The following is a 24,554-nucleotide window of genomic DNA, read 5'->3' on the forward strand; positions in this document are numbered from 1 at the left end:
TCAAGTATTAGTATGGCAGCCAGGCAATCCAGACGCCTATCATCTCCTGCCGATACTCCACATCAACAATAATTCAAAATCTCCCTGATCAACCGGGATATTTTCTCCGGCTCCTTGCTCAACACTTCCGCATGCCCTCGGTTGGGAAATTCATAGATATCAAGGGGATGTCTGCTGATTTCTGCCAACAAGGGGGTGAACTGGGCCCCATAGATCTCATTGCCTCCGATCAGAACAGAGACACGGGCATCCACCCTGGCGTTTTTCGCTTTCAGATCATAGCGGTAAGCGGCTAAAAGCGCATGGAGCAGCGCTTCCCGGGTTATATGCTCATAAATGAGGGGTTGGAGAACCTCAACATCATTGTTGGCGGCAAAGCCCATATTTTCTTTGACCGGGGATGGGAGGTGCTCCCCGGCCAGCAGGTTTAAAAAGGCATCGGCCATGATATTGGCGTATTGTTCCGTCATTTCCCCCATCCCTTCATATTGACCCCCATCCAGGAGCAGGTTCATGACCTTGATCTCACCCCTGATGGCCATTTCTACGGCTACACTGGCACCCAGGGAAACCCCGTAGATGGCCTGAACCTTATCAACCCTAAGTTCCTCTAAAGCTTCGCCAAGCTTGCCGGCCGTTTCCTCCACCGAGACCATGTATTCCCTGGGGTGGGCGGTATGCCCTTCCAGTTCCGGAATCAGGAGGCAATACCGGTCTTTCAGGTCCCTTATGATCCTGGCAAAGCAGGTTTGCCAATAAAATCCCGCCCCATGGATCAAAAGCACCTTGGGGCCATGGGGTTCCCCCATCCTATGCAGCTTACAATTCCCCTTCTTCATACTCATCATCAACCTCCTGTTCCAAAACTACCTTACTGATCCGGATCTCTGCCTTCAGCTCAGCAAGATCCTTGAGTATTTCCTCCATATTGATAATGTCCATGGCGTAATGGATGCCAGGGGGTAAAGGCTTCGCCAAAACCGCCTTCGCTGCATAAGCGGCTATGATGGCGCTGATCTCGCTGCTGCAATCACTGGATACCTCCGCCGTCATCAGCGTCCGCTCCTTCCCCAGCAGCCCTTGCCCCTCAATCCTTGTATAACTGAAGGATTCACGGCCTGCCATGGTTTGCCGGAATATCTCAATCACTTCCCGGACAATGCTTTTGTATCCAGCTCTTTCCAACTTATACTGGATGACCGCCTCCTGCAATTTGCGGATAACCTGGTCGCCAAAGGATGAATGGTACCAATGGGCTTCCTTCAGCCCATAGTGTTGCGCAACCCTTGCCGTTTCAACGGTCAGGTAATTTTGAAAGCGGAATTCCCTGCCCCTGATCCTTTCCAGCCTTTCCCCTTCATCCCTGACCACAGCGCCATGATCATAATAGCTGAGTGCCGTCCCAAAACCGGATAAATTGGTGAGAATAAAATCTTCGATAGCCGACATGCTGGGTATTTCTTCGCTTACGCTTAAGCCGCTGATGGTCTCCGGAGTGTCAAAGGACTCGCAGACATGCCGCATCAGCAGCCCGCTCATCCCCGGGAAATAGCCGGCGGACAGCACAAAGACAGCCTTATCCTTTCTGTCCTCCAGCCGCTCTTCCAGAAAGGCCTCCCCCGAAGGATCAATATAAGGGATCTGCCAGTGGGCAGCCATCCGGGCCACCTTCTCACCATTGAGGAAAGACGCCCCTGCGCAATTGATCAGGACATGGCATTGCCGGCAGAAGTGCTGCAGCTGCTCAGCATCGGCAATGTCAAGCTTTACATACTCACAACCGGCGGCAGATGGTCTGGATTGGCTATGATAGGAAGCCATCAGGCTGTATTCACCCTTCAGCAGGTTCACTATTCTGCTGCCGATTTCACCCGTACCACCTAAAACCCCTATACGGTGCATAGAATCGCCTCTTCTCTTTTAGTATCTGAAATTCAGGATCCTGCCGATGTTCTTTTGCAGATTAGGTTCAACAATACAATCAAAATGCTGGCCGGCGATCACCTCATAGGTGTATTCCCCTTGGAGATAGGGCAGCCAGGTCTCCAGGTTCTCCCCAAAAAACTCCCGGAAGAAGCTCCCTTCCTGCTGTTCACAAGAGAACAACCGCACCTGCCCCCCATAGGGTCTGGGCTCATGACTGGCCACGCAGCCGAAATTCTGGGAAAAAATATTAAACAAGGTATTGAGCATCCTCCGTTCATGCTCCATTAAATTGGACTCAGACCGCTCAATGGTGGCGTAGAGATCGTTCAGTCTTTCCGAAATCGGCTTTCTGGACAGCTCCTTAAAGTTATCGCCAATCTCCTGATACGGACCGTCCAAAGAGCACAAGGCTTCGGCGCTTACTTCACCCTGGCGTTCCTTGACCAGGAATTCAATGCACCTTTCCAGATCCGCCTCTTGGGTGGTATATCCCGCTTCATACTCATTGGCGTTAATCAGCCGGGCAAAGGTGCGCTCCAGCAGCAGCTCATTGTCCAGGCTGGTTTCCAAAGCTCGGGCATACACCTGGTCGGGCAGCTCCCGGTAGTGGGTCATCTCTTTCTGCATTTGAATGGTGGCGCTGATCAAGGTGACATCGGAAACCCGATGCCCGGACTCCCGCAGATGCTCCGCCGCCTCCAGGGCAATCACCCCGCCTACGCAATGCCCAATCAGAATATAATTGGCAAACCCTAAGCTGCTGAGAATTTTGCCGTATTTTTTGCCCAGCAGCTTGAAGGTATCCTGGGTCTCCATGGAAATATAGTCAACCTCATTGCCAAAGGAAAATCCCAGGACACTTTCATCCTCTTTGCTGTCCTTTTCAATATAGGCGATGAGATCCGTATAGGCGGAGAGGGTCCCTGTTCCCGCATGGAACAGCACCTTGGCCACGGACTGCTCCCGGGGCAGCCGGCTGTCTTTGATTTGGATCAGGGAGGGATCAATAAAGGTGTCCCTATGGCTGAAGAATCTCTCTATTTTGGCGGCGACCTCTTTGACTGTGGGCGTTTGCATCATTTCCGTCAGCAAGGCGCTCCATTCCCAGCCTTCCGCCTCTTCGATCTCTTCCACCATCTTGCCCACCACCTGGGCGATCAAAAGTGAATCTCCCCCTACCTCATAGAAATTGTCCTCCCTGCCAAAGGAAGCTATTTTTAATTCCCGGCACCAGATGACGGCAATCCGCTTCTCCAGCTCCGTTTCCGGCAGGGCTTTTTCTCCCGGCTCCGTCCCGGAAGCTTGGTGGTTTTGCTCCAGATAGGCCCTTACCCTGCCCATATCCACTTTCTTATTGTCCGTCAGGGGCAGGGCCGGCAGCACCAGCAGGGTGCTTGGAATCATGTAGGGAGCAACCGTATTGGCTAAATGCTCCTGCACCCGCCCTTTGTCCAAGGGCTCATACTCCCCGGCATACCTGGTGATATAAATGGTTTGGCCGGAGATATCCAGCTTGCTGTCCTGACCGGGAAATTCAAAAACAATCTCCCCGCCGTGGCGGCTGAAGATCTTTTCCCACTGGGCCCTGGTGAAAAAGGTTTGCTCCTCCCCCCGCTCGTCCTGGAATCCGGTCAGTCCGTCCTTAAATTCCATGGAGGTCAGCAGCATGTAGCTGACGCGGGTCTCCTCCAGAATGATCATGGTTCCCCGGTCCACCAGCAGGTGCTTCAGGTTATCCATCACCTCATGAATATCCCTGGCGTTGTGCAGAACATTGGCGCAGAGAATCAAATCAAAGGAAAAGGCCTCATAGCCCTGGAGGGCAAAATCCTGATTGATGTCAAACAGCCCATAGTTCACCCATTCATAGGAACGGAAATTCTCCTGGGCATGATTGAGAAAAAAGGCGGACAGGTCGGTAAAATGATATTCCACCTGCCGGCCCTCCAGCTGGGGAATCAGATCCAGGGATGTTCCGCCCACTCCCGCCCCCACCTCTAAAATCCGGAAGGGCCGGCCCGGTTCCTTTTGGTTGGCTTGCCGGCACAGATAGAGGACCTCCTTAACCGCAATCCCGTTCTGGATCTGATTGATTTTGTTATCATGGTAGGCCGCCATGGCCGGTGCCACATCCCCCTTGGGGAAGAGCACGTTGAGAGGGTTTTCCTGTCCCTGAATCATTTCCGGCAGCACATCGCTGGATTTTTTCAGATAATCCACAAATTCCCGGCTGTAGTTGAACTCCTCTTCAATCCGGTAGAACTCATCCCAGAGGGCCCCGGAATCGAGGTGAAGGTTATGTTCCACCAAAGCAAAGGTTTGCTCTTCTTCCCGGAGCACCCCTTCTTTCACCAGCACCTGCAGCCATAATCTGGTCAGCTTATGGAGCTTTTCGGGAATGTTCATGGTTTGCATGATTTCCCCAAAGGAATGGCGCTTATCCACTTCCGCAAAGATCCCGAAGCCTTTGAAGGTATGATAGATATCGCTGATCACCACTTCTTCCGATTTGGTCGTCCATTTTTCCAGCAATTCCCCGTCCATGCCTGTCTCATAAAACCGGCCCGCCGCGGCCAGCATAGCCAGTTCCTGATCATCTGGCTCGATATCCTGCTGTTCCGACCTGCGTTTGGGCGTCATCACCGCACTGATCTTCAATTCATCGGGGGGTGTCCCTACGGCCAAAGCCAGAGCTGAATCGATCAGGGGATAGTCGGTTAAGGCCGTACGTATTTCAGCCAGCTCGATGCGGTGGCCGTGAATTTTGATCTGCTCATCACCGGCCTCCCTGCCTCTGAACATGATATTGCCATCCCGCCTGTAGTACCCCCTGTCCCCGGTCCGGTAAATTCTTTCCCCCGTCGCCGGCAGCCTGCCATACTTTTCCCCGTTCAGCTTCTCATCGTTCAAATACCCCAGGGATAAGCCGTCACCGGCTATATAGAGGTTCCCCTCCACATAATCCGGGCAGGGCCGCCCCTCACCGTTGAGCACATAGAACCTTTGATTGGCCATGGGTTTCCCATAGGGAACACTTTTCCCAAAGACTTCACCTTTGGCAATGTCATAATAAATCGACCAAATGGAGGCCTCCGTGGCCCCGCCCATGCTGACCACCCTGGCCTGGGGAAACATGGCGCCAATGCGCTCAGGCAGGTTGACCGGTATCCAATCCCCGGATAAAAACACCTTGCTCAAGGAGGTTTTCTTCTTCATGCTCTCCACAGATTCCAGATAATTGACCACCATCTGCATTTGTGCCGGAACCGAGTTCCACACACTGATCCGGTTCAGCAGGATCAGATCATACAAATACTTGGGGTCCCTGATCTGTGACGAAGCAGGCATAACCAGGGTGCCCCCCGCCGCAAAGCAGCCGAAAATATCATAGACCGACAGATCAAAGGAGAGATTGGCTAAGCAAAGAAACACATCGGATTCGTCTATCCCATAGCGGTGATTGACATCCATGATGGTATTCATGGCCGCCCGGTGGGAAATAACCACCCCCTTGGGCTCCCCGGTAGTCCCGGAAGTAAAAATAATATAAGCCGGCCGGTCATAATCGGGGCCAGAGGAGGCGGAGCCGAGGGCAACAGAGCCGGGAGCAGCAGAGCCGGGGCCACCAGAGCCGGAGTCATCAGGATCGGACGTAAAGACATCCAAAGGCTCATTTCCCAGGGATACCCCCTGCAGATTGATCGTGGTGCAGCCCTCCCAGGGTGGGCAGCCTCCCTGGGCAGAGCAGCCTTCCCGGGCGGGATGGCCCTTCTGGGAAGAGTAGTCCTCATCCTGGATTAACAGCACTTTAATGCCGGCTCCCTTAATGATCTTTTCCTGGCGGGCAGAGGGTTGGTGAACATCAATCGGCACATAGGTCCCTTTCACCAACAGGACGGCCATGACCGCCGCAATCTGCCATTGATTTTTATCGATGCTGATACCCACTCTGTCCCCGGGCCGCACATCCTGTTCCTTCAACAGATCCACCACGGTCTTCACATAGCGGGAAAAAGATGCATAGGTAAACTCTTCCCGGTCTGTAATCAGAGCCGTCTTGTTGGGATAGTGCCTCAGGGCATGAAGGAACCCCTCCTCCATCATCCGGGGAGGATACTCCCTGGCCGTGGAGTTGGTGATGTTTCTTACCTCCCTGGTTCCCAGGGGCAATTCCACCGGAAAATAGTCTGCCAAAACCTGCTGTTCAGGCTCACAAAGGGAGCTGATTAAGCGGGAAAAACTCTCAAACATGTCGCTGATCACCGGCTCTTCAAAAACCCCATCCCGGACATCCCAATTTATTTTCGCCCCCCCATTTTCATCCGCTACCTGGCAGTCAAGATACACTTGGGGGGTTTGGCTGATCTTGTAGCGGATGCTTCTGCGGACCGTGGCGTCCTCCTTGCCGGCGATCCCTGCCGTACTTGTGAAAACCACCGGGATAATGATGTTCTTTTTGCGCTCTTTGGTCATTTTTCTGAGCACTTCCACCCCGGATAGAGCGCTGTGTTCCAAATCCGTCCAAAGATCCTTTTGGATAGCCTGGGCTCTTTGGCTAAAGGGGATACTGAAATCCAGATCGATAGAGGAAACAATGACGTCGGTAAAATCCCCCACAACCTGATGGATATCTTCGGCAAGAGGAGGACGATTGAAGATGGTTGTGTTGATGCTGAACTTGTGACTTGAGGACCATAAGGCGGTCACTTCCGCCAGGGCCGCCATGACCAGCACCGAGGGCGTAATCTGAGCATCTTTGGCCCGCTCACAAAACCCCTGCCACCTTTCCCTCTCCAGGAACAGCTTTTTTTGGGAAAAAGTATGCTCCGTCAGTCCGGTTTTCTTGATGACCGGAAGCTCCGGGGCTTCACCCAGAGAAGGAAGCTTTTGCTCCCAATAGGCTTCGGCAGCCTGCCGCTCCTGGGGGTTCAGCATCTTCCGGTCATTTTGATACATGACACTATCCCGGTAAAGGGTGGGGTAGCTGATGGGCTCCTCAGGATTTCTGTAAAAATGCTCCAGATCATTGAGGATAATGTTCATACTGGAAAAATCAGCGATCAGCATATCCACTGAAAAATGGACCACCGATTTTTCTTCATCAATGCTGACCGCCACATCACACATAGGCCACTGGCCCAAGGGGTATTGCTTATGGGCCAGACTTTTCCGCAAGGCTTCCCGGCCCTTGTCATTCCCCCCGCCCCGCAGATCAATGGCCGGAATCCTTACCAGAGGCACCGTTTCCTGGACGATTTGGTAGCCCACATCGTAGACGATGGCCCGCAGCATATCATGCTTTTGGATGACCTTATTCCAGGCTGTCTCCAATCTCTCTATATCCAGGATTTCCTCAAACTCGATTTCCAAATAGCCGTGGCAGGCCACCCCGCCTAATTCATAGTGCTTATTGCGGCCCACCACATAAGAATTCTGGATATCGGTCAAGGGAAACTTATTGAACCTGCCCGCCCTGTTCCTTGCCCAAGCAGCCTGCTGATTCCCCTCCAGGTACTGGATAATCCTCTGTTTGTTTTCTTTTAAAAAGCTTCTTATCTCTTCCGTAACCACACCCTTCGGTGCTTTGAATTTCAAGGCAGTCCCTTCAGGCCATAAAACAATCCCTTGGTTACGGAATTCCTTCATTCTTTTTTCAATCGTCATTGACGGCAACCTCCTCTAACCTAGCATGAACTTCTTCAGATGATTTCCTCTTCATAGCCGCTGCCCAGCTTAGCTATTTCCAGGGCAAATTCCCTCAGGGTGGGGCATCGGAACAGGGTTTGGATGGATAGGGTCAGGGGAAGCTTTAACACAGCCCCGGCTTTGGTGACGATCTCCACCGCTTTCAGACTATCCCCGCCTAATTTAAAGAAATTATCATGGCGGGATAGCTCTTTTTTATGCAGCACCTCCTGCCACACTTTGGCTATCTGCCCTTCCAGCGCCCCCTCCGGCGGCGAGAAAGACGTCTTCTGCCAACGGTTCTTTAACAGCTCACTGATTTGCCGCTTATCAGGTTTTCCATTGACCGTTAACGGCAGCTCCCCGGCCCAAACATAGACCGCCGGGATCATATAGTGGGGAAGGCAGGCCGCCAGAGCCTCTTTTACCCCCTCCACCTCCGCATACCTTTTTTCCTCTGCCTTGACCTTTTCCTTGGCCACCAGATAGGCCGCCAGCACCTTATCCTCATTTTCTTCGCTCAGGCATACTACGGCATTCGCCACACCGGGCAGCTTCATCAAGGCACTTTCCACTTCTCCGGTCTCAATGCGGTAACCCTTGATTTTGATTTGATTGTCCAGCCTGCCCAATAATTCAATGGTGCCGTCTTCCCACATTCTTCCTGAATCACCGGTTTTGTACCAGCGGATGGTGTCCGTTTTAAATTTCTGCCCGGTCAGTTCCTCGTCACCCTTATAGCCTTTGGCCACACCGGCTCCCCCTATCCAGAGCTCTCCGGCCACATAATTGGGGCAGACCCTTGCCCACTTGTCCATGACCTTGTAGATTTGGTTTTTTAAGGGTTGACCATAAGGAATAGTGATCCAGTCTGAGGGAAGCCTCTCCGGCACAACCTGATAATTGGACCATATGGAGGCTTCCGTCGCCCCTCCCAGGGCCACCACCGTGGCGTTTCTGTTCAGCTCATAGAATCGCCGGGGCAGATCAAGCCCTATCCAATCGCCGGAAAGCATGACCAGCCTTAAGTCAAGGGGCGCCTCCCGCCGCTCCGCCATGGTCACCAACATATCAAAAAGGACCGGAACCGAATTCCAAACCAATAGGGAATAGTGTTGCATAAGCCTCAGCCAGACATCAGGATCTTTATAGTTCTCTTCGTCCAGGACAATGACCCTGCCCCCCTCCGAGAGCATGCCAAAGAGATCGTACACCGAAAGATCAAAATCAATGGCGGAAACCATCAGGACCGAATCCCTGGCTGATATCCCGAATTTGCCATTGATATCCTCAATGGTATTCACCGCTCCCTCATGGCTGATCTCCACTCCTTTGGGGCTCCCGGTACTTCCGGAGGTCATAATGACATACGCGCTGTCCTGTGGGGAAGCCATGACCGGCTTTTCCAGACCTCCTTTGTCCGTCCCCACTCCCGGGCCTCCTTTGCCCATCCCCTCCTCCAGACCTCCCTTGCCCATCCCCTCTTCCAGCTCCACCACCAGGATACCCTCATGATCCGGATGCCCGCTGGGGATGGTTTCCCCATGGGTTATAATCCCTTTTAACCCTATCTGCCTGTATAGTTTCTGCCGGCGCCCCTCCGGCTGGCTGATGCCGATGGGCACATAAACCCCGCCGGCCATGAGAATACCCAATATGGCATAGATCTGCCCGCATCCTCTTGGCAATAAAATGCCCATATAGTCGCCGGGTTGGACTCCTTTCCGAACCAATAATCCAGCCACGGCCAATGCTCTGCGGTATAATTCCCCGTAAGTGATTGACCCCTGGGTCCGGCCGTCAATGAGGGCGATGCTGTCAGGGTTTTGGCGGACATGACTCAGAAAGCCGCTCAGCAGTGTCTTAGGGGGAGGGCTTAAGGGAAGGAGATCTGCCAGTTCCCCGGCCCGTTGTGCTTTTTGTCTGGGCGGCAGAACATCGAACCCCTGATTCCAGTCATCATGTTGAGCCAGCCCCTGGATCAGGTCCTGCAGGGCGCCGAACATATCATCCACTAAACCCTCGGGGAATAATTCGTCCACGGCATCCCAGCAGAGCATCAGCTCTTCATCACGGACATAAGTTTGAAAATCAAGCCACACCTGAGGTGTCTGGGACACCATATAGCCCACCCCGCCAAAGGCCCGGCGCGATAGGGGGGTCTCCAGGGGGTAGTCGATGTTGCAGGCGAACACAACCGGTGCCACAAAACCCGTCCCCCCCATCTTGCCAAAGTGATCTCTTTGCACACGCACACCGGAATAACCGCTGTGGGAGACATTCTCCAAAAATGTGCTTTTTACCCGTTCCATGGTCATGAGAAAGGTTTCCTGGGGTTTCTTCATAAATTCAACCAGCAGGAGATTGGTAAAATCCGCGACCATGGCGCTGATCCTCCCGTCCTCCAGATCCCGGTTGAATAAGGGAATATTGATGAAAAAACTCCCCTGGCTGCACCATCTTTCCAGGACGAGAGCATAAGCCGTCAGCAGGATCATGGAGGGGGTGGATTGGTAGCGGGCCGCGGTTTGCCTGATTCTCTGCCAATCCTCCCGGCCTACGATGGCCTGCCTTCTGCTGAACCTGGTTTTGCTGATCAACTCAGGCTTGGTTTGCAGGGGCATCCGCAGCCCTTCCCAGTCCATGGCCTGCAGCTTCCCTTCCCAAAACCGTTTATCTTCCTCCCGCTCCTGGTTTTCCGCTTCCCCTTCTCTGCCGCGGATATAATCCTGAAAGGTATATTCCGGCGGTTCACCAAGCCTCTTCCCCAGATAAGCTTCCGCCAGATCCCGGATGATCAGGCTGAGGCTTAAAACATCGGCGACCAGCAGGTCAACATCGAGGAAAAGCCGGCCGGTACCGTCCGGAAGAAGAGCCAGAGCAAGGCCGGCCACCTCACCTTCTTCCACCTTGAGTTTGCGGTGAGACCGGGCGGACCTTAGGGATAAAAGCTCCTCTTGCAGCTCATCTGGGGCCAATCCTCCCAGCTCAAACACCTCAATCTCCTCACTGTAGGGGGAAGGCATAATGGCCTGCCGGCCATTGGGGAAGAATTTCGCCCTCAGCATGGGATGATGTCTCTGCAGCGCATTCCAGGCCAGCTTCAGCCTGAGGGGATCGATAGACTGTCCATGAAATTCCAGATAAGCATGGCATCCTACCCCGCCTAAAGGCTGGTCATCATTTCTGCCCACCCAGTAGGCATATTGCACATCCGTAAGGGGGAATTGGCCCCCGGGCTCCCCCGCTGTCCGTTCCACTGCCCGTTCCGCTGCCGCTGCCTCCCCCGCTGCCTCTTCCACCGCCTCTTCCACTACCCGTTCCACCGCCCCTTCCGGGACCTGCCCGGCTTCCTTGAGCTTTGCCTTGTTGATGAGTTCAGCCCAGTCCCTCAGGGTAGGCTTTTCAATTAAAGCGGCAAAGGAAATCCTGAGCTTGTATTTGCGGAGGCCGCCGGCAATCTGCATGATCATGAGGGAGCTGAGCCCCTCTTCAATGAGGTTGCTGTCGGCGGCGATCTGCTCCGCAGCTAACAGGTCCCGGACCTTTTGGCCCACAAACTCCATGGCTGCTGTTCTCGGATTCTTATCTTCCATGAAAAACCTCCTGATTACCTCTCTGTGTTCCCAAGACTCTTAATTGGTTTCTGTCGATTTTCCCTACATTGGTGAGGGGCCAGGCCTCCAAATAAACCAGCTGATCCGGCAGTTTGTATGAAGCCACCTGCTGCCCCACTAAATAATTGCGCAGAGCATTCAAGGTCAACCCCTTATTCTGAGCCATTATAAATACGCAAATCCTCTCCCCCAGCTCTTGATCCTCAACCCCCACCACCTGAACATCCTCTATGTCTTCATGTCTCAGCAGCAGCTCTTCCAGCTCCGACGGGGTGATTTTCTCTCCGGCCCGGTTGATCATCTCTTTCAGCCTTCCTGCCACCTGGAGATTGCCATCCTGCCAGCGCGCTTTGTCTCCGGTTTTAAAATAGCCCTGATCCGACAGGCAGCTTTGGTTGACTTCTTCAAGATTATAGTAGCCATAGATGGTATAGGGGCCCCTGACCGTCAGCTCACCATACTCTCCCTCCGGGACCTCCTGGCCTTTTTCATCCACAATCAGTATTTCATCGTATGCCGAGATGGGTTTCCCTTGGGTGTGATACCTGATCTCCTCCCTGTCTGCCAAATCCGTACAACAAATCAAGCCTTCGGCGATTCCGAATATTTGCTGCAAGGTGCAAGCAAAAGCCTTTTCGATCCTGGCGGCTAAATAGGAATCCAGGACCGCTCCCCCCACCTGGATGACTTTAAGGGAGGATATATCGCACTCCCCATCCAGCTCCAAAAACTCAATACACATATGGGCCAGGGCCGGCACCAGGCCCGTTATGGTCACCCCTTCCTCTTCAATCAGGGGGATGATTTCATCCGGGCTGGCCACCGCACAAATCACGACTCTGCCGCCCACACTCAAGGTACCCAGCAAACCCGGACAACCCAGGGGGAAATTGTGGGCCACAGGCAGGGCCGCCAAATAGACGGACTCCTGATCCAGGCGGCAGCGCTCCGCAGTCTTTTGCGCCACATATAAATAATCGGCATGCCTTCGGGGGATCAGCTTGGGGATTCCCGTTGTTCCTCCCGATAATAAAAACAAACCCACCTCCCCGGAGCCTATCTCCGGTTCATCTCTTAATTCCGGGCCTTCCCCTAAATCCTCATAAGCTATAAATTCGTCGCTTCTGCCGATGACGATCACCGCCAGATCGGTTTCGATTTCCCGGCGGATTTCCCTGGCCAGGCTTTTATAGTCAAACCCCAAGTATTTTTCCTTGATCACATAGCCCTTGGCCCCGGATTTTTCGATAATCCCTTTGATTTCTGTTTTTCTTTGGGCAGGCAGAGCCATGACGGGAATAACTCCTAATTTGAACAGGGCAAAAGCGCTGACGACAAACTCAATGGAGTTGGGAAGCTGCAGGACGATCTTATCCCCCCTGCCAAATCCCCGCCTTTGCCAACCGGCCGCCATTCTCCTGGCTGCCGTTTCCAGCTCCCGATAGGTTACTTGTCTGTCCGCTTCGGTTAAGGCGATGTTGTCCCCATATGTTTCACTCCAAGCCGACAGCGCTTTGCCCAGGGTGATATCTTCCCACACCTTGGCAGCATAGAAGCTTTCCAGACTCTCCTTCAGATTTCCAGTCATGAACTCCCTCACTTTCTTTTATAGACAATTTCTTTTCCAGGCACTTTCCCTTGCAGACACTTTCCTCTACAGGTACTTTCCTTTATAGACAACTGAATCCTATGCTGCAGGACAGGTGCTCCGTCATAAAGACCGGGTGACAGGACCCGCTGGTTTTGTCCAGCAGGATGATCTTCCCCTCTTCTTCCCCTTTGACGGCAAGCTCTTTCAGATCACTGTAAAACCCTGTTCCCCTGAGTTTCAGATAAGCTTCCTTGGCCACCCAAAGCCTGAAAAAATTCCCGGGCTCCCTCTGTATGTATTCCCGATCTTCCTGGGCGAACAGGTCCCGGGCAATGGCTTTATAGTCCAGCCCTTCGTCAATAGACTCGATATCCACCCCCAGCTCCCGGCCATGGATCCCCACCAGGGCAAAGTTTTTCGAGTGGGCTATGTTATAGTGATAATTCAAATCATTGCTTATAAAGGGCTTTTGGTACTTTCCCCGTCCGAAAAGAAGCTCCTCAATCCCGCAATGCAATACATTGGCATAGATATAGTTGACGATACTATGGGTTACCCGGTAATTGTTTTGATCAGACTCTTGCCTGTAGGAGCCAAGCAGCCCCTCCTCTTCCCTGGTTAAATACCGGAAACTTTCTATTCTGCACTCCCCCCTGTTTGTATTAACGAGAAAGATCTGGGGTATCCCCTTGTTTAACAAGTCTTTTACCTCAGGAATGGCCACTTTCTCATTGCTGGTGATGTGATATAGCTTAAGCCTCTCGCCATCTGTGTTCATGGGCCCATATAGTCCTGAAGTATCTTGATCACAGCCTCTTTATTGCTGAGAATAAACATATGTGCTCCGGCGACGGTCTGAACAGCAAAGTCACCCTGGGTATAATTTCTCCACATCAGCAGTTCATCAAGGGTAAGCTCCGGATCCTGATCCCCCATGAGAGTCAGGATAGGGCACTTAACCTTTTCTATCTCCCGGCGGTGATAGGTTTCGTCCAAGCGGAAATCCGCCCTGAGTGCCGGCAAGAAAAGGCTCATCAATTCCGGGGAGGCCAGGATAGCAGCAGGTGTGGCTGAAAACCTGCCGATTTCCCGGATAAAATGAGCATCATCCAACTGATGAATGGGATGGGTTTCCTTCAGGCAGGGGGCTTTTCCGGCGGCGATAATCATTCCCTTGGACTGGCAGGGAACATTGCTTTGCTGGATCAGCAGGGCCAGTTCATAAGCCACTTTCGTACCGGGACTGTGTCCAAATAAGTAATAGGGAGTCCCATCCCTAAGCAGCGGCTCCATCCCGGCCCACAATTCCTCAACCAGAAGGGTCAGGCTTTCCAGCGGCCTTTCCTTGATTCTGGTCTCCCGGCCCGGATAGTGGGCCGGGAGAATCTCTGTGTCTGTAAAATGCTTTTGCCATGGATTGAAAGCCGAGGCTCCGCCCCCTGCATAGGGAAACAAAAAAAGTCTGTTTTGGGCTGTTCCCTTGAACGTCCTTACAAAATAGGGATTGCTCATCATGCTTGCTCTTCGTCACCCCCTCGTGAGTTATTCATCATACCTTCTTTTCGCCACCTCCCAGCCACCCCCAAAAGTTAGTATAAGCTAACTTTTTCTTTAAAAAAATTGGCCCTGCCCCGGCAAAGGCCTAAATTTGCTGAAGAGATACCAAATGGGCATAAAGTCCGCCTTGATTTATCAATTGGGCCGGAGTACCCTGTTCACGGATATGGCCGTTGTCCAGAACCACAATCTTATCGGCATTGGCGACGGTTCTCATCCGATGAGCAATGACCATCACGGTTTTATTTTCCAACAAGACCGACAAGGCCTCCTGGACCAGGGTTTCACTTTCAGCGTCCATGGAAGCCGTCGCCTCATCCAGCAAGACAACCGGCGCATCCTTCAACAACGCCCGGGCAATGGAAATACGCTGCCGCTCCCCGCCCGACAAGGCACTGCCGTTTTCGCCGATGTTTGTCCGGTAGCCTTCCGGCAGGCCCTCGATGAATTCTTCACACTGAGCAGCCCGGGCGGCTGCCCTGACTTCCTCATCCGTAGCCTCCCGGCGGCCCAGCCTGATGTTCTCCATGACCGTATCATCAAACAGCATCACATCCTGAAACACAATGGCGAAATTCCTGAACAGAGTTTCCGGCTCAACCTTGGTTATATCGACTCCGCCCAGGGTAATCCTGCCTGAATCCGCATCCCAGAAACGTGCGGCCAGTCTGGAAACGGTGGATTTCCCGCTGCCCGAAGGGCCCACCAGGGCTGTGATCTCTCCCTGTTTGGCCACAAAGGAAATCCCTCTCAATACGGGCTCATCGTTATAAGAGAATACCACCTGGTCGAACTCTAGATCATATCCCTGGTTGTTGCAAACGGGGTCCCCGGTTTGCTCCGGTGTGGCATCGATCTGCTTCATTCTCCCCACACTGACCAGTGACGAAAAGACTTCCGCCAACATCATAAAGCAACTGGTGAAAGGATCATAAATCCGGCCGGCAAACAACAGGAAGAGAATGAACATGGGAATGGAAAGGGAACCCTTGGCAACCAGGTAGCCCCCCACCAGCAGCACAGCGACCAAGCCGAACCGCAGAATAAACTGGGCTGCTGTGGTGGCCGCGCCAGGGGCCAGCTCATTGCGGAAGGAGCAGCGCACCACCTGATCCAGCTTTTGTTCCAGCCCCTCCAGATACTCCTTTTCCCGGGAGCAGGCTTTGAGCTCCCCAATCGTCTCCAGGTACTCCTGGACCCCGTCATAAGCAGTGCGCTTGGCATCCAGATTGGCCCTTTCCGCTTTCTGCTGAGCTTTACGGGCGGCGATGACCACCAGGGCGGCCACCGGCACAGGCAGGGCAATGCACAGGCCCAACCGCCAATCCAGGATAACTAAGCCAAGGACCGTCAGAATAAACATGAAGACTGTTCCCAACAGCTGGGGAATCGCGTTGGCGAAGACCCGCTCCAGGGCTGTGCAATCCCCCATAATGGTCGCCGTCAAATCGGCCAGATTCTTCTGCCCAAAGAAAGATAAGGGCAGCTTGCGGAGCTTTTCCGCCAGCACAATTCTCCGGTTGGCGCTTTCCTGATAGGCCACCGTATAGGTCTTGTTGTACTGCAGCCATTGGGTGGCAAAGACCATCACGAACAGCACCACTGTGAGCACCCCATACAAGGGCATCAAGGAAACGGTCCTTTGCAGTCCGGCGGTTTCTCCCCCCATCCCATTGAGCAGCTCCATGACCACCAGGATCAGCAGGCTGACCGGAAGAATCAGGACTATATTGCTTAGGGTAGTGGCGGCGATCCCTTTGTTTAAATCCTTTGCTCCCTGATCGCTCAGGGCAAACATGCCCTTCAGCATGACCTTACCTCCCCTCCAATATGCCATTGGGTGGATTTTTGATAGTTATCCCACATCCGGGCATATTCCCCTCCCTGAGCCACCAGCCCGTCATGGGTCCCCTTTTCCACAATCCCGCCCTGCTTCATCACCACAATCTGCCCGGCATCCCGCACCGTGGACAGGCGGTGGGCAATCATGACCACGGTTTTGCCCTTGGTAAGCCCCTTAAAGGCCTGCTGAATCTGCTGCTCACTCTCCGGATCGGCATAGGCGGTGGCCTCATCCAGCAGGACGATGGGAGCGTCCTTCAGAATCGCCCTGGCGATGGCAATCCGCTGGGTCTCACCGCCGGAAAGATAAACCCCCCTACTGCCCACCACCGTATCGATCCCTTGGGGCAGCTTGGCTAAAATATCATCGCATTGGGCCAGATGGGCCGCCTGCAAAGCTTCTTCCCTGGTGGCCTCCGGCCGGGCGGCGCGAATATTGGCCAGCAGGGTATCCTTGAACAGCCTGGGGTTTTGAAAGACAAAAGCCACCTTTCTCATCAAATCCTCAGAGGCCATCTCTCTGATGTCCACCCCGCCGATCTTAATCACACCCTCCTGAACATCGTAAAAACGGGGAATCAGGCTGGCCGTGGTGCTTTTCCCGGAACCGGAATGCCCCACCAGGGCCGTAGTGGTCCCCGGCTTGGCGATAAAGCTGAGGTGGGACACCGCCGGATGGTCCGTCCCCTCATACCTGAAGGTGACGTCTGCGAAGGAGATCTCATGGCCGCCGGCCGTCTGGGGCCGGGCCGCTTCCCTTTGGGGCTCGGCGCTCAGAATCCCATCAATTCTGCGCATGGATTCCTCGGCCTGCATTTTGTAGCTGGTCATATACATGATTTTGTTGAGCATGACGGCACAGGCCGGCGAAAAGATCAGGTAAAACAGAAAGCTCTGCATAAAGCCCGGCAAATCGGGAGAAACCAGCCCGATGAGCAAGGCCGCCGGCACCAGCACCAGAAAGCTGGAATTGACGATGGAGTTAAAGGCCACCATCCCTTTTTTACAGGACATGGTAAAGGCCAGGGCGTCATCCCGATAGGATTGGATAGCGGCATTGAATTTGCTGAAGGAATGCACCGTCTGCCCGAACACCTTGACCACCGAGATCCCTCTTATATACTCTACAGCCTCATGATTCATGGTCTCCAGAGCGTCCTGATAGCTTTGCATAAACTTCATGCTCTCTTTGCCGTTCAGGGAACCTTGCAGAAAAAAGCCCACCCCAAACAGCAGCAGCAGCGGCAGACCCACCCGCCAGTCAAAGAGCAGCATGAGGACGAGACTGGCGGCCATCGTCACCTGAGCTCCCACTAAATCCGGGAGCTGGTGGGCAATAAAGGTTTGGGTCTGAAAGCTGTTATCATCAATGATTTTACGCAGCTTGCCGCTGGGATTCCGATCAAAATAGCCCAGGGGCATTTTGGCCAGATGGGTGAGGACGGCCATCTTTAAATTCTTTTCCGTGCGGAAAGCCACCACATGGGAACAAAGCAGGGCCGCAAAATAGAGGGCCAGCCCGATTAACTCCAGGATAAGGGCCAGAACTCCCCACCGGACAAGGCTCTCTGGGTCCAGGGAGCCCCCCGCAAAGACATTCACCAAATCTTTAGCGGCAAAGTAAACACACAGAAACGGTCCCAGGATAAACAGCGCGCTGATCCCGGATAAGATACGGGATAGGGTGAGCAGGCCCCGGCTTTGGCCGGTAAATTCAAGAAGCCGTTTTATCCCGCTTGATTGCTGATTCATAACACTCCCCCGTCCTTATAGTTCTTTCTGTCTTGCTGTCTTTCACCTGACTGTCCTTCACTTGACTGTCTTTCACCCGGCTGCCTTTCACTTGGCTGCCTTTCACTTGGCTGCCTTTCACTTGGCTGCCTTTCACTTGGCTGCCTTTCACTTGGCTGCCTTTCACTTGGCTGCCTTTCACTTGGCTGCCTTTATATTCTGAATGGAGGTGAAGCCGGCATCGGCCGGGAAATTGTAGCCGGCAACTTTATCATTATACAAGGCGACTTGATGGGTGTAATAAAGAGGAGTCATGAGGCAATTATCCGCGATGGTGTTTAAAATGATGGTATAAATCTCCTGGATTCTGGCCTCATCCGTTGTTGAATTCACTTCATTGATCAGACCCACGCCATCCGGCAAAAACTCACCGGCCTGCATGATGATGGGGTCCATGGACTGGCTTGGATTCATAGCGCTGATAATATTGGCCGGATCATAATAGCCTCCCTGGGTTTTGAAAACAGTCACTCCGTACTGCCCTCCGGTAATCATGGCATACCACTCCATCATGGGCGCCGATTTCGGGGTCAATTCAATGCCAATCTTTTTCAGCTGATCGCAGATATAAACCACCATATCATTGTTGGCTACGGATTCGGTCTGATAGACAAAATCAGCGGCCAGTCTGGTTCCGTTGATCTCGCGGATACCGTCCCCGTCCCTATCCACATAGCCGGCATCATCCAGCAAACGGTTGGCTTTTGCCAGGTCAAACTCATAGGTGGTTTGCTCCATATCGCAATAGGGCAGGGATTTGGCAAAAAAGGTATCCGCCTGCTCATGAATTCCGCCGAAAATCCCGTCCACTATATTCCCTTTGTCAATAGCGGCTGCCATGGCTTCCCTGACCACTTTTTCCGCAAACAGGGGATTCTTCAGATTATAGCCCAGATAATAGGTCTGCATGGGGGCCTTATCCACCGCCGCGCCAAAGCCCTTGGTGTTTTTCATTTCCTGATAACTTTCCGAGGATATTTTGGCAATACCCGACATAAAGTCCAGTTCGCCATTTTTAAGGGCAAGCACCTTGGCGTCATTATCAGCGATCACCTTGATGGTGAAACTGTCCACATCCGGCTGCTCTCCCCAGTAATGGGGATTTCTCACAAAGGTATAACTTTTGCCGTCTCCGTCACCCCCGTACATATAAGGCCCCGTTCCATAACTTATGGTATTGAAGCTTGTTTTTGCCGTCAGATCCTCGTTGAGCTGCTCACCGGACACGATGGCAAAGGGGTTGGCAAGGCACAAATCCCGCAAGGTGCTGTAATAGGGCTGAGTCAGGTATAATTCCACCGTATGATCATCCTTGGCCACCGCATCGGCGATGATGGTGGAAAGCTTGCCGTAGCTGCCGTTATATTGGCCCAGATTGACCGGAACTGCCAGCAGGGATTGAGCCACATCCTCTGCGGTCAGCGGGGTTCCGTCGGAGAATTTCACCCCTTCCCTGATTTTAAAGGTATAGACCTTGCCGTCGGTGCTCACAGACCATTCCTCCGCCAGCAGCCCGGCTAACTCACCCTTTTCATCGTAAGTGACCAGGGTATCGTAGAAACTGGTCAAATAGTAGGTGATCCCATAGCCGCTTGATGAATTAGCCGGCGTAATGACGGGATAAAACGACTCAAAGCCCCAGCTTTCAGGCAGATTCAAATGAACGGTCTGCTCCCCTGAGCCGGAAGTCTGTGCGCCTCCTTGATTGTTAACGCTCTGAGAACAAGCAGCCAGTGAAAACACCAGAACCCCAGACAATACAACCGCCAACCATCTTTTCATCTTCATTTTTTAAGCATTCCTCTCTAATAATTTCATATTTTTCTCCGGATATCTTTCATATTGATTTATTGGCTCAGCCATGCCACTGGCCGCCAGCAACACCTTCGTGTATTGATTCTGAAACACGGCATAATCCCCCCCGAAGGGCACTTGCTCAACCAGAACCGAATCCCGCATCACCAGAACTTCATCCGCTGCCGCCAGGGCAAGTTCCATATCATGGGTAATAAAAATCAAGGTAAACCTGAGCTTTTCCTGTAAATCAAGGATTTCTTCCATGATCTTCTTCCTTAAGGGCAAATCAAAGCCATTGGTCGCTTCATCAAAAATCAGGCAAGCGGGTTCCGCCGCCAAAGCTCTGGCAATGGCTACCCTTTTTTGTTCCCCACCCGATAATTCCGACGGCAGGCGGCTATAGTAATCAGCCGGGAGGTTGCAGAGATCCAGCAATTTTTCGCACCGCTTGCGGCGTTCCTGCCTGCTCAGTCGGAAAAAACAAAGCAAGGGCTCCTCAATGGCTTTGCCGATGGTCATTTTGGGGTTTAAGGCCGCAGCGGAATTCTGCTGAATCAACTGCACCTGCTTGAAGTGGCTTTTGCCCGCTCTGTGCCGGCCAAACACCGGCCTTCCGTCAACATACACATTGCCGCCATCCGGTTTCTGTAAGCCGGCCATCATCCTGGCCAGGGTCGTCTTGCCGGAACCGGATTCCCCCACAATGGCGTACCGCCCTCCTTTTCTGAAGCTGACACTGAGGGGTGATACAGCCGTTAATTTCTCTCTCGACAGGATGCCCCCGGAAAATGTGCAACTTAAATCCCGCAGTTCGATCATCCTCATTACCTCCTCTCCAGCTGGCAGGCCAACAGCAGATGTTTTGTATAATCCTCTTGAGGATTATTGAAGATCTGCTCCGTGGGGCCGGACTCGATGGTTCTCCCCTGATTCATAATCAATATGCGATCCGAACAGGCCGCAGAGCGCAAGTCGTGAGTCACAAACAAAACCGACATCCCTTCATGGCAAAGCAGGCGCAGCTCCTTCATCAGCTCCATCCGGTTGCAGGCATCAATGGCCGTGGTCACTTCGTCCGCAATCAGCAGGCGGGGATCATTCATCAAAGCCGCCACGATCATCATCCTTTGCAGCATCCCCCCGGAAAGAGCAAAGGGATAGCTTTTCCAGACCCGTTTTGTGTCCTCTATGCCCAGGCGGCGCAGGATCGGGGCTGCCCTGGGAAAAACCTCCGCCCTGGACCCTTGGGGATGATGCTGAAGAAAGGTCTTCTCCAGCTGTCTGCCCATCCGCAAGGAGGGGTTGAAGGCTGTCATGGGGTTTTGCATGATATAGCAGATATCCTTGCCGTAAATCTGGGCCAGACGCTTTCCGGGCAACGTCAGGAGATTCTCGCCGCCGTAATCAATGACCCCTTCCGTTTTGTAGCCCGCTCCCAACAAACCCATGACGGCCTTGCACAGGGTTGTCTTTCCCGCCCCCGAGCTGCCGACAACGGCAAGCATTTCACCTTTTTTGATGCGAAAGGAAATATCCTGGGCCACCCTTTGGCCCCCGGCAAGTGAAATCTGTAAATTTCTTACCTCAAGCGACATGGTGTTCGCCCTCCTTTCCGATGGTATCCCTGAGGCCTTCACCCAGAAGGTTAAAGCCGGCGCAGCAGACAATCAGGCAAATCCCGGGATAGACAATCAAGCCGGGGTTCGTATACATACTGTTGCGCGCCTCATTGAGCATGGCCCCCCATTCCGGCGTTCCCGCAATCAGGCCCACACCCAAAAAAGCGAAGCCGGAAACCGACATAATGGCTGCCGCAATCCCGGTTGTGAAATACACAACGAATTGAGGAAACACATTGGGGATTAAGTGCCGTATCACAATGCGCAACTCAGAGGCCCCGGAAATCCGGGCCGATTCGATATACTCTTTGCCGCATTCCGTTTTGGCGTAGGAGCGAACCATACGCAGAAACCAGGCCGTCATGGAAATGCCGATGGCCACAATGATGCTGACCACCGAATTATCTATGGTGGATACCAAGGCCATGGCAATGACGATTAAAGGAAAGGCCATAAAAATATCGCAGAGGATCCGGACGGCTCCATCCCAGACGCCCCCCCGATAGCTGGCATAGCTGCCAGCAAACAGGGAAAAGGACGCCAATATCATCAGTACGGGCACGGATAAACCGAGGGAATATCTGGCTCCATAAAGCAACCGGGAAAGCTCGCATCTGCCCAGCTGGTCGCAGCCTAAAGGAAATTCTGCCGTAGGCGGCCCATTCTTTAAGGCCAGATTGGTGGCGTTCGGATCATTAGGCGCCAGCCAGGGGGCTGCCGAGGCCATCAGAACAAAGAAACCGATCAGAATAAGCCCAGCCAGGATCTGCTTTTTTCTTTTCATATCCTTTTCCTCCCGTAAGCAGGGCAAACCGCGCTGGACAAAAGATCCGCCGCCATGTTAAACAACACAAAGAGCACCGCACATACCAAAATAGAACCTGAAATTCCGTAGACATCCATGCTTTCGCAGGACTCCATCAGATAGATGCCCAGCCCCCGGATGGAAAAAACACTTTCCACCAGGGCCGATGTGCCGAAAAGTGCGGCACAATATTGAGCGAACAGAGTAATGGCCGGGGGCAGGGCATTTTTCAGAACCTCGCCATAGATAATTTGTCCATTGGTAAAGCCCCGGGCCCTGGCATAAGTAACATAATCGCTGTTCAACTCATTGAGTACCGAAGCCCGCAAGACCCGGATGGAAATGCAGGTGATCGGAAAGGCCATGGCCACGGACGGTAAAATGAAAGATTTTAAGCTCCCATCTGCAATCACCTGAAAAACCGGCATCCTGACGGCAAAGACCGTGAGCAAAATCAGGCCCAGCCAGAAACTAGGTACACAAATCCCAATGATGCAAACGATCCGCGTCACATTGTCAAAGGCTTTGTCTTTCCTGAGAACGGAAGCCGCCGCGATCATGATGCTGAACAGGACCACCCAGAGCATGGCCAGCACAATAAGTATGGTGGTAACCGGCAGCACCTCTCTGATATTTTCCGCTACCGGCCGCCTGTTCATGATGGCGGTCCCCAGATCCCCCTGTACTACACCCCCCAGATAATCCAGATACCTTACATGAAAGGGGGCGTCCAGCTTCAGCTCCTCCCGGACTGCCTGGATCTGTTCCTCCGTGGCAAAAACATTCTGCTTGCGCACGATCATTTCCGCCGGATCTGTCCCAGTGAAAAGCTGGAGGCAAAAACTCAACGTGATCACACCAAAGATGACGACCACCAAACGCAACAGCTCTTGCCAAACACTTATGCCACTACTTGTTCCTTTTAACACACATTCTCCCTCTCCACATTCCAATTAGCTACCTTTTGGTTAGCCACAGCTAACTAAGGGCCTAAATGAAAGAGCCGCAACAAGGGGGCTCACTCTCAAAATAAGTACCGTATTTTGGATTATTGTATCACAGGAGAACTTCCCAATCTATGCCATATAAGGTCATTTAAACTCCAATCAGCTCATAGATGCTTGTTCTGGCTCATAGGTGCCTGTTCTGGTATAGCAAAGGAGTCACACCATATACAGATTTAAAAGCGGCGGAAAACTTGCTTTGATTCTCGTATCCGGCTGCTTCGGCAATTTCGCCGATGCTGAGTTTCTCCCCCGCCGTCAGCAATTCCGCTGCCGCCTCCATCCGCTTTGCCTTCATAAAGGTGCCTATGGAACTGCCGGAAATCGATCGGAAGCATCTTTTCAGGCTGGATTCTGTGATATCGAACTGAGAGGCCAGTTCGGAAATGGTCACTTTGGCCAAGGGATTTTGCAGAATATAGTGATAAACCGCTTTCGTACCCCTGGCTACCTCCCCGGAAAATATTTTCAGGGGTTGCCTCTGCCCCTCATCCAGCACGCTCAGAAACAAAAGCAGCTCGATAGTCTTTAGCCAGTAATAGGGAGCTTGAATCCGTTCATCCACATCACTCAGCTTACTGAATATGCGGTCAACATCCCCTCTGGATTTTACAAGCAGGGACTGTTCTTTGGCACAAAGCTCATCAACCATCCCGGCAAGGTTAATTTCAGCTTGAGGAAACCTAGCACCTAAAGTATGCTGGGCCTTTTCCACCTCCAAAAACAGCGTAACCCCACGGTATTTCCTGAGGGGAAGGCGGGAACTGACAAATACCTGCCTGCTTAAATCCGTTACACATAAGTCCCCTTCACCCAAAAAGCTGACCGTCCCATTTTGATACTCAACTTCATAACAGCCTTCGATACAATAATCAATTTGCAGAAATTTCTTAATGGGAGTGATGGCTTGAAACGTCGAATCCATCATCAGATGATTAAAGGACATTTGGATGCCGGGGGCTATGTCATAGCAAACCATTTCACCGGAACCCCCTTCGCCCTTGAGTTGATACACCGTGCAGCCGTTCTTTTGCCCGCGGCCGGCAAAGCCATAGCCGCGATAAGCCTGTTCAATATTACTCATAGCAACCTCTCACCCAATCACCCTTCTCAATAATTAGATAAAGTCCTAAAGATTCTATCTAATTATTTCAGTACGGATTGAGCAGATTCCTATCTGAGAGCTCAATTTTTCATCCATAAATTTCGACTTATTCCAACAATCTACATCCCTAACCCCTGGAATAGGCGTAGGCTGGGTTTCGCTTTACAACTTCTGAGTTCTACTCATTCAGATGAGTCAACTGGAAAAGCGGCAAT

The 24,554-nt window shown here is 52.6% G+C and carries 16 protein-coding genes; all 16 read right to left on the bottom strand.

Annotated elements, in window-relative coordinates; all coding sequences use genetic code 11:
* Positions 1-62 precede the first annotated feature (62 nt).
* Entirely contained in the window at positions 63-839 is a 777-nt protein-coding gene (locus DHAF_RS19790) for an alpha/beta hydrolase (protein ID WP_041272129.1), read from the bottom strand.
* Positions 820-1,902 (bottom strand): NAD-dependent epimerase/dehydratase family protein, encoded by a 1,083-nt coding sequence (locus DHAF_RS19795; protein WP_015944910.1) that lies wholly within the window; start codon positions 1,900-1,902, stop codon positions 820-822. The genes DHAF_RS19790 and DHAF_RS19795 overlap by 20 nt, the downstream gene beginning before the upstream one ends.
* Positions 1,903-1,920: 18 nt before the next feature.
* On the bottom strand, positions 1,921-7,590 hold the full coding sequence (locus DHAF_RS19800; RefSeq protein WP_015944911.1) for a non-ribosomal peptide synthetase: 5,670 nt from the start codon (positions 7,588-7,590) through the stop codon (positions 1,921-1,923).
* 35 nt (positions 7,591-7,625) lie between these two features.
* On the bottom strand, positions 7,626-11,207 hold the full coding sequence (locus DHAF_RS19805) for a non-ribosomal peptide synthetase (RefSeq protein WP_015944912.1): 3,582 nt from the start codon (positions 11,205-11,207) through the stop codon (positions 7,626-7,628).
* Complete coding sequence (locus DHAF_RS19810) at positions 11,197-12,816, bottom strand: (2,3-dihydroxybenzoyl)adenylate synthase (RefSeq protein WP_015944913.1); 1,620 nt, start codon at positions 12,814-12,816, stop codon at positions 11,197-11,199. The genes DHAF_RS19805 and DHAF_RS19810 overlap by 11 nt, the downstream gene beginning before the upstream one ends.
* A gap of 82 nt (positions 12,817-12,898) precedes the next feature.
* Positions 12,899-13,597 carry a 4'-phosphopantetheinyl transferase family protein gene (locus DHAF_RS19815; protein ID WP_015944914.1) on the bottom strand — a complete coding sequence of 233 codons (699 nt, stop codon included), beginning with the start codon at positions 13,595-13,597 and terminating at the stop codon, positions 12,899-12,901.
* Complete coding sequence (locus tag DHAF_RS19820; protein WP_015944915.1) at positions 13,594-14,334, bottom strand: thioesterase II family protein; 741 nt, start codon at positions 14,332-14,334, stop codon at positions 13,594-13,596. Before DHAF_RS19820 ends, DHAF_RS19815 begins: the two co-directional genes overlap by 4 nt.
* Before the next feature lie 127 nt (positions 14,335-14,461).
* Entirely contained in the window at positions 14,462-16,186 is a 1,725-nt protein-coding gene (locus DHAF_RS19825; protein ID WP_015944916.1) for an ABC transporter ATP-binding protein, read from the bottom strand.
* Positions 16,180-17,970, bottom strand: coding sequence for an ABC transporter ATP-binding protein (locus DHAF_RS19830; RefSeq protein WP_015944917.1), 1,791 nt, complete (start codon positions 17,968-17,970; stop codon positions 16,180-16,182). The genes DHAF_RS19825 and DHAF_RS19830 overlap by 7 nt, the downstream gene beginning before the upstream one ends.
* Complete coding sequence (locus DHAF_RS19835) at positions 17,933-18,151, bottom strand: hypothetical protein (RefSeq protein WP_015944918.1); 219 nt, start codon at positions 18,149-18,151, stop codon at positions 17,933-17,935. The genes DHAF_RS19830 and DHAF_RS19835 overlap by 38 nt, the downstream gene beginning before the upstream one ends.
* Complete coding sequence (locus DHAF_RS19840) at positions 18,148-19,797, bottom strand: nickel ABC transporter substrate-binding protein (protein ID WP_015944919.1); 1,650 nt, start codon at positions 19,795-19,797, stop codon at positions 18,148-18,150. Before DHAF_RS19840 ends, DHAF_RS19835 begins: the two co-directional genes overlap by 4 nt.
* 3 nt (positions 19,798-19,800) lie before the next feature.
* Positions 19,801-20,625 carry an ABC transporter ATP-binding protein gene (locus tag DHAF_RS19845; RefSeq protein WP_015944920.1) on the bottom strand — a complete coding sequence of 275 codons (825 nt, stop codon included), beginning with the start codon at positions 20,623-20,625 and terminating at the stop codon, positions 19,801-19,803.
* 5 nt (positions 20,626-20,630) lie between these two features.
* Positions 20,631-21,401: an ATP-binding cassette domain-containing protein gene (locus DHAF_RS19850; protein WP_015944921.1), complete on the bottom strand. Its 771-nt coding sequence runs from the start codon at positions 21,399-21,401 to the stop codon at positions 20,631-20,633.
* Entirely contained in the window at positions 21,391-22,209 is an 819-nt protein-coding gene (locus tag DHAF_RS19855; RefSeq protein WP_015944922.1) for an ABC transporter permease, read from the bottom strand. The genes DHAF_RS19850 and DHAF_RS19855 overlap by 11 nt, the downstream gene beginning before the upstream one ends.
* A complete protein-coding gene (locus tag DHAF_RS19860; protein WP_015944923.1) occupies positions 22,206-23,159 on the bottom strand; it encodes an ABC transporter permease in 954 nt (317 codons plus the stop codon). Before DHAF_RS19860 ends, DHAF_RS19855 begins: the two co-directional genes overlap by 4 nt.
* A 202-nt stretch (positions 23,160-23,361) precedes the next feature.
* On the bottom strand, positions 23,362-24,318 hold the full coding sequence (locus DHAF_RS19865) for a helix-turn-helix domain-containing protein (protein WP_015944924.1): 957 nt from the start codon (positions 24,316-24,318) through the stop codon (positions 23,362-23,364).
* Between the last annotated feature and the right edge of the window lie 236 nt (positions 24,319-24,554).

Origin of the sequence: Desulfitobacterium hafniense DCB-2, assembly GCF_000021925.1 — a bacterium.
In the GTDB taxonomy this organism is placed as follows: Bacteria; Bacillota; Desulfitobacteriia; order Desulfitobacteriales; family Desulfitobacteriaceae; genus Desulfitobacterium; species Desulfitobacterium hafniense.

Coding starts and splice junctions, on each gene's coding strand:
- DHAF_RS19790 (WP_041272129.1), bottom strand. CDS start 839: ATGAAGAAGGGGAATTGTAAGCTGCATAGGATGGGGGAACCCCATGGC.
- DHAF_RS19795 (WP_015944910.1), bottom strand. CDS start 1,902: ATGCACCGTATAGGGGTTTTAGGTGGTACGGGTGAAATCGGCAGCAGA.
- DHAF_RS19800 (WP_015944911.1), bottom strand. CDS start 7,590: ATGACGATTGAAAAAAGAATGAAGGAATTCCGTAACCAAGGGATTGTT.
- DHAF_RS19805 (WP_015944912.1), bottom strand. CDS start 11,207: ATGGAAGATAAGAATCCGAGAACAGCAGCCATGGAGTTTGTGGGCCAA.
- DHAF_RS19810 (WP_015944913.1), bottom strand. CDS start 12,816: ATGACTGGAAATCTGAAGGAGAGTCTGGAAAGCTTCTATGCTGCCAAG.
- DHAF_RS19815 (WP_015944914.1), bottom strand. CDS start 13,597: ATGAACACAGATGGCGAGAGGCTTAAGCTATATCACATCACCAGCAAT.
- DHAF_RS19820 (WP_015944915.1), bottom strand. CDS start 14,334: ATGATGAGCAATCCCTATTTTGTAAGGACGTTCAAGGGAACAGCCCAA.
- DHAF_RS19825 (WP_015944916.1), bottom strand. CDS start 16,186: ATGCTGAAGGGCATGTTTGCCCTGAGCGATCAGGGAGCAAAGGATTTA.
- DHAF_RS19830 (WP_015944917.1), bottom strand. CDS start 17,970: ATGAATCAGCAATCAAGCGGGATAAAACGGCTTCTTGAATTTACCGGC.
- DHAF_RS19840 (WP_015944919.1), bottom strand. CDS start 19,797: ATGAAGATGAAAAGATGGTTGGCGGTTGTATTGTCTGGGGTTCTGGTG.
- DHAF_RS19845 (WP_015944920.1), bottom strand. CDS start 20,625: ATGATCGAACTGCGGGATTTAAGTTGCACATTTTCCGGGGGCATCCTG.
- DHAF_RS19850 (WP_015944921.1), bottom strand. CDS start 21,401: ATGTCGCTTGAGGTAAGAAATTTACAGATTTCACTTGCCGGGGGCCAA.
- DHAF_RS19855 (WP_015944922.1), bottom strand. CDS start 22,209: ATGAAAAGAAAAAAGCAGATCCTGGCTGGGCTTATTCTGATCGGTTTC.
- DHAF_RS19865 (WP_015944924.1), bottom strand. CDS start 24,318: ATGAGTAATATTGAACAGGCTTATCGCGGCTATGGCTTTGCCGGCCGC.